This is a genomic window from Streptomyces sp. NPDC001880 (assembly GCF_053594575.1).
Window position 1 is genome coordinate 1 of sequence record NZ_JBSFET010000193.1, and the last position, 4,868, is coordinate 4,868.

Sequence of the window (4,868 nt, forward strand, 5' to 3'; positions counted from 1 at the left end):
ACGTTCAAGCTGTGGCGCCGGATGAAGCTCTGGGAACTCCGGTCCTACGAGCAGGTCATCAAGCTCGAACAGGACCGGCTGATCTACCAGGCCCGGTGCAGTCGCAGACCGGCCCTTCCTTCCGGCCGGGCGACTTGAGTTCATGAGCGCGCAGACGGGCGTTCCTGCCTCGCGCGGACGGTCTGGGTGGAGGGCGCGTATGCGCTGCCCGCCGACTGGCTAGTCAGCCTCACCTGATCGGGAGGTGCGCGCGGCTCGCACGCTCTCTTCCAAGGCCGCAAGCAGGTCGGCGGCCGGCTGGGGTACCGGCAGCGTCTCAACTTGGCCGCCCGCGACCTTGGCGTCCACCAGCTGCTCCAGCGCGCGACCGTATTCGTCGTGCAGTTCCCGCATCTCAATCCCGGTCGACTCAGACAGCAGCGTTTCGGCGAGCTGAAGCTCTTGGTCCGTCACCGGTGTCGATGGAGCCAGGTCGCCGGGATCGCGCAGCTCGTCCTGCCACAGCAGGGTCTGGCACACCAGGACTCCGTGCCTCGGCCGCAGCACCGCCAGCCGCTCGCGGCGGCCAATGGCGATCTTGCAGAGGCCCACGTACCCGGTGCGTGCCAGGACCTCCGTCAACTTCCCTGTCAAGTCTTTGTGTTCAGTCTCAGCGAGTGCTTTGTAGCCCCGAGAGGCAGGGTGTTACAGCTGGCGCATCAGGTCCGATATCACGGCAGACGGCAGCGACGGGTTGGCGGCTGCCGCTTCCACTACCTGCCAGTCCGCGTCGGTGAGGAGCTCTACGATGACGGGCGGCGGGAGTGCTGGGTGGCCGGCGGCTATGGGCCTCGCCTGTTTGTCCGCCAGGCAGGCGAGCAGCGCCGAGGCCGTCGCATTGCGATGCCGGGCGATCTCACGGAACGCTTTCTGTACCGATGGTTCGTTCCGGGTCAGGTCCTCCAGCAGCGCCGGGGTCGCGTCTGGGTTGGCCGCCACCTTGGCGAGGACCTGGACGCCGTGTCGGTCGACCATGGTGCGCAACTGTGCTTCGGACAGGCCCGGGTGCGGAGCGATGGACTTGGCCACTTTCGCGTCGGGGTCATTGGCCAGCGCGTTGCAGATCTCGGTCGGCAGATCGCGTCGTTGGGCCACGAGCATCCGTGCGGCCGGTTTCGGCGACTGGGCCAGTGCCTCCACCTCGGCGGGGGATGCGGAGGCGATCCGCGGCAGCAGGGTGGTGCCGATCTTGGTAGTGCTAGCGAGGTGGGTGAGCAAGTCGAGCGGCACGTGTGGGTTGTGTGCGAGCCTGCGCTGCACGTCATGGTCACGGTCGCTGGCCAGCACGCGGATCAGGGCGTCGTCGATCGCGGGATTTTCGGCGAGGTCGGCTCGGACACCGGGAGTGGGGTCTGCGGCGAGCCGTCTGTACACGTCCGGGGTGAGGTTGGGGCGGGCGGCGAGCGCCCAGCGCAAGAGCATTGAAGGATGGTCGGCGAAGCCGACGACGGCTTCGGTGGGTGTGGCCGGGTTCCGCAGTGCCGCCTCCTGTATGTCGTGCATGGTGGACTCGTGGGAGCCGTCGCAGGAGGCGCCCGGCAGCAGATCGCAGTCGGGGCGTGGGCATTGCGGATCGTGTACGAACGGCGTCTCTTCACGGTCGCAGACCAGGCACCGCTGCGCGGGAGGCAGTCCCTCGCCTGTGATCAGCGCCGCCAGTACGGCCCGCGGCGTCGCCTCGTTGGCCGCCACCGCGCGGCGGACCTCAGCGTGTGGATGCCCCGCAAGCCTGGCGGCCACTTCCGGTGTGGTCCACAACGCGAGCTCCGCGACAACCCGTACGTCCGAGTCCGCGGCGAGTGTGTCCACGACATCAGACGGGAGACCGGAGCAGGCAGCCAGCTTCTCCCGGTGCTCGACGACGGGATCTGCCGCGAGGAGGCGTGCCCACTCCGGGCTACCGGCACGTTCGTGGAGCAAGGCGAGTGCGGCGTGCGGCTGTGCTGCAGGATCGATGTCGGCGGCGGTCAGCCGGCCCTCGTACGCTAGCCGCACAGCGCTTTCCTCAACGCGCGAGACCAACGAGACCGCCTGCTCACGGCTGAGGTCCGCTCGACCGGCGAGTTCCACAGCGATGTCGGGGTCCGCGGCCGCGATCAGCCGGTTAACCAGCTCGGACGGCAGGGTCACATTGGCGGCGAGCCCGCACAGGACATGGTTCACAGAGGGCATCCTGCCTGGACCGTGAGCGATTGGCTTGCGAATTTCGACGTCAACGAGTTGATGGCGGGGCGCCCAGGCACGTCCTTGGCGCGGTAATTGACGAAACCCGCCAACTGAAGCGCTCCCACAGCAGCAGAGCCGCCCCCTGCGTCAGGGCGACGGGGGCGGCTGTGCAAGTCGAGCGGTCAGCGGCTCGGAGGGCGGAAGGGGACGACGTTGTTCGGGGCTGGAGAAGGCGTTGTCACGTTGTGGGTGCGTGACTGTCTGATGGTGCGTCGGGGCGTGGTGGGCCCGTGGCCGGGCCTGTGTTCAGGCCGTGGTGGGCAGGTTGGCAGCGCCGGTGATCTGGTCCCAGATCGTGAAGCGGATGGTCATCTCGGTGCGGTATTGGGTGGCGGTCATCAGGTGGCGGTGGGGGCGGAAGTGGGGTGAGATGCCGCTGAACGCGGACAGGAATCTCTGGGCTCCTTTGACGCTGCGGAAGCCTTTCATGGCGCGTTCGCGCTGCCTTGTTGGCTGGTGGGAGTTCTCGGCCCGGTTGTTCAGGCCTTTGTGGGAGCGGTGCTCGACCGAGGGCATCACCTCGCGGTGGGCCGCCCCGCAGGAACGGAGCCTGTCCGTGACGATCACCCTCGGCACGGCCCCGATTCCTTTGAGGAGCCGACGGAAGAAGCGCCTGGCCGCGGCCTTGCTGCGCCGGTTCTGGACGAGGATGTCCAGCACGTTGCCGTCCTGGTCGACCGCGCGCCAGAGGTACTTCTGCTCGCCGTTGATCGTGATGAAGACCTCGTCAAGATGCCACTTGTCGCCGGGGTGGGGACATCGGCAGCGCAGCGCGTTGGCGTAGGGCTGCCCGAACTTCAGACACCACCGGCGGATCGTCTCGTAGGACGCAATGACGCTGCAGCATCAGCTCCTCCACCTCACGGAATGACAACGGGAAGCGGAAGTACAGCCACACGCAGTGGGAGATCACCTCGACCGGGTACCGGTGCCCCTTGTACGACGGCGGCGTACTGCCCACGGACAACCCCTCCCAGCTGACCAACCCGAAGATCATCCCACCCCGTCAGCCAACGTGACAGCGCCGACGTCGATTCTCACCGTGACGAGTGCCGGTTCAGTAGCCCCGGAGTCTCCGATCAGGGGCAGCGAGACCTCAGGGGTCGTACTCGCCCCGGCCATCGTTCACCTGGCGTACTTCGCCGACAACGGAGGGCGCCGAGCAGGCCCCGGGCTCCTATCTCTGACCCGGGTCGCGCGGGCGAGGGGTGCTGTCCCTTGAAACGGAGAATGCTCAACGCGGCCGTACCGGGCGTCGCTTTTCATGAGTGACCACCTGCGAAACGCGGTGTCGCCGCGTGATGCGCTGGGCGAGACGGTGGTCAGCCCAGGAGGTTGTCCAGGTGATAGTCCAGCACCCTGAGTGCTTCGTCGGGAGAACGCTGCCCCAGGGCGACGTCGACCCCCAGGCTCGTGGCCAGATTCCAACAGATGTCAGCGTCGATCAGGCCGTTGCCCCATGCTGGCACGCCCCGTTCCTGCCGGGCCGCGGCGATGAGTCCCGCGGTGAAGTCCAGAAGCTCGCCGCTACCTGGCGCCAGCACGCCGGCCATTGCCGGATCCGAGATCGCCCTTCCGACAACCGCGACTGACAGCTGGAGTAGGCGCAGGCTTTCCGGGTCACGGGCGAGCATCGCGCGCAGGCATTCACGGAGCATCATCTCCGCACTCGCCGAGTCTGTTGCCTTGATGGATGCCTCAATCCGGGCGTTCAGTGCCCGCACGGCGCGGTCGATCGCGTCACGGACCAGGTCCTCCCGGGTGGCGTAGTAGTGCTGCACCTGGCCCATGGATACCCCGGCCTCCAACGCGACCTTGCGAAGCGTCACACCCTCCAGTCCGTCGCGGAGCGTCAGTGTCCAGACGGCTTCGGCAAGGCGGTGTCGGCGCTCCTCATGGTCAACGATCTTCGGCATGCATCCTCCCTGGCGAGCCAATGCGTTCGCATTGCATCGCCATCGGCAGTCTATTACAATGCATGTGCATTGTAAAAATGACTGAGGGGGCATCATGAAGTTCGTCGTTCTGCTGATCATCGGAATGGCTTTAGTGGTCTTCAGCGGCCAAGGCGCGATCCGGCTGCTCATCGATCACGACAACGGTGGGGTGCTCAGCGGATTGCCGTTCCCGGGCGCCCTGTGCGTTTACATCGCTGCCCTCGCCATCGGTGTCTTCCTCGCCGGCTGGGCACAGGGCCGCGCCAAGGCCCTCGGACACCTCAAGTAACACCTACCCACGGCTCCCAGCAGGCTGCCGCAGCACATTCCGGCCTCTATCCCGTTCGGAGTCCGGCCAGTGGTGCGTACATCCCCAGGGGTGACGTGCCGCGGCGACGGTCAGGAGGACCGCGCCGGGCCGGGCCGGGTGGCCGCTGCATCGGACGGTGATGACGGGTCCGGCTGCGCTCAGACCGGTTGCGCACCGGGTTGTCCAACAGGTTGCCAACACTCCCTTGACCAGCGTTCGCTGCGCCGCAGGTCACCGCCCGTGGGCCATCACCGCCCCAGGGCCGACACCTCTAATTCGTAAGCAATTAGAGGTTCTGGATCTCTGATGGGCCCGGGGCGGCGTTGTTCAGCCGAGGGCAGGACGTGTGTGGTCCG

4 protein-coding genes and 1 pseudogene are annotated in these 4,868 nt (G+C 66.9%); 1 reads left to right on the forward strand and 4 read right to left on the reverse strand.

Annotated elements, in window-relative coordinates; translation table 11 throughout:
* Positions 1 to 219 precede the first annotated feature (219 nt).
* From ACWCQ6_RS35800 to ACWCQ6_RS35815, 4 genes and pseudogenes are all read right to left on the reverse strand, one after another.
* Positions 220 to 621, reverse strand: a complete 402-nt coding sequence (locus ACWCQ6_RS35800) for a Ku protein (protein ID WP_451096484.1) — start codon at positions 619 to 621, stop codon at positions 220 to 222.
* Between the two features lie 63 nt (positions 622 to 684).
* Positions 685 to 2,202 (reverse strand): hypothetical protein, encoded by a 1,518-nt coding sequence (locus tag ACWCQ6_RS35805; RefSeq protein WP_451096486.1) that lies wholly within the window; start codon positions 2,200 to 2,202, stop codon positions 685 to 687.
* 309 nt (positions 2,203 to 2,511) lie between these two features.
* A pseudogene (locus ACWCQ6_RS35810) lies at positions 2,512 to 3,262 on the reverse strand (IS6 family transposase).
* 325 nt (positions 3,263 to 3,587) lie between these two features.
* Positions 3,588 to 4,181: a TetR/AcrR family transcriptional regulator gene (locus tag ACWCQ6_RS35815; protein ID WP_451096488.1), complete on the reverse strand. Its 594-nt coding sequence runs from the start codon at positions 4,179 to 4,181 to the stop codon at positions 3,588 to 3,590.
* Positions 4,182 to 4,275: 94 nt separating this feature from the next.
* Here ACWCQ6_RS35815 and ACWCQ6_RS35820 point away from each other — a divergent pair, with 94 nt between their 5' ends.
* Entirely contained in the window at positions 4,276 to 4,491 is a 216-nt protein-coding gene (locus tag ACWCQ6_RS35820) for a hypothetical protein (protein WP_451096490.1), read from the forward strand.
* Positions 4,492 to 4,868: the final 377 nt, after the last annotated feature.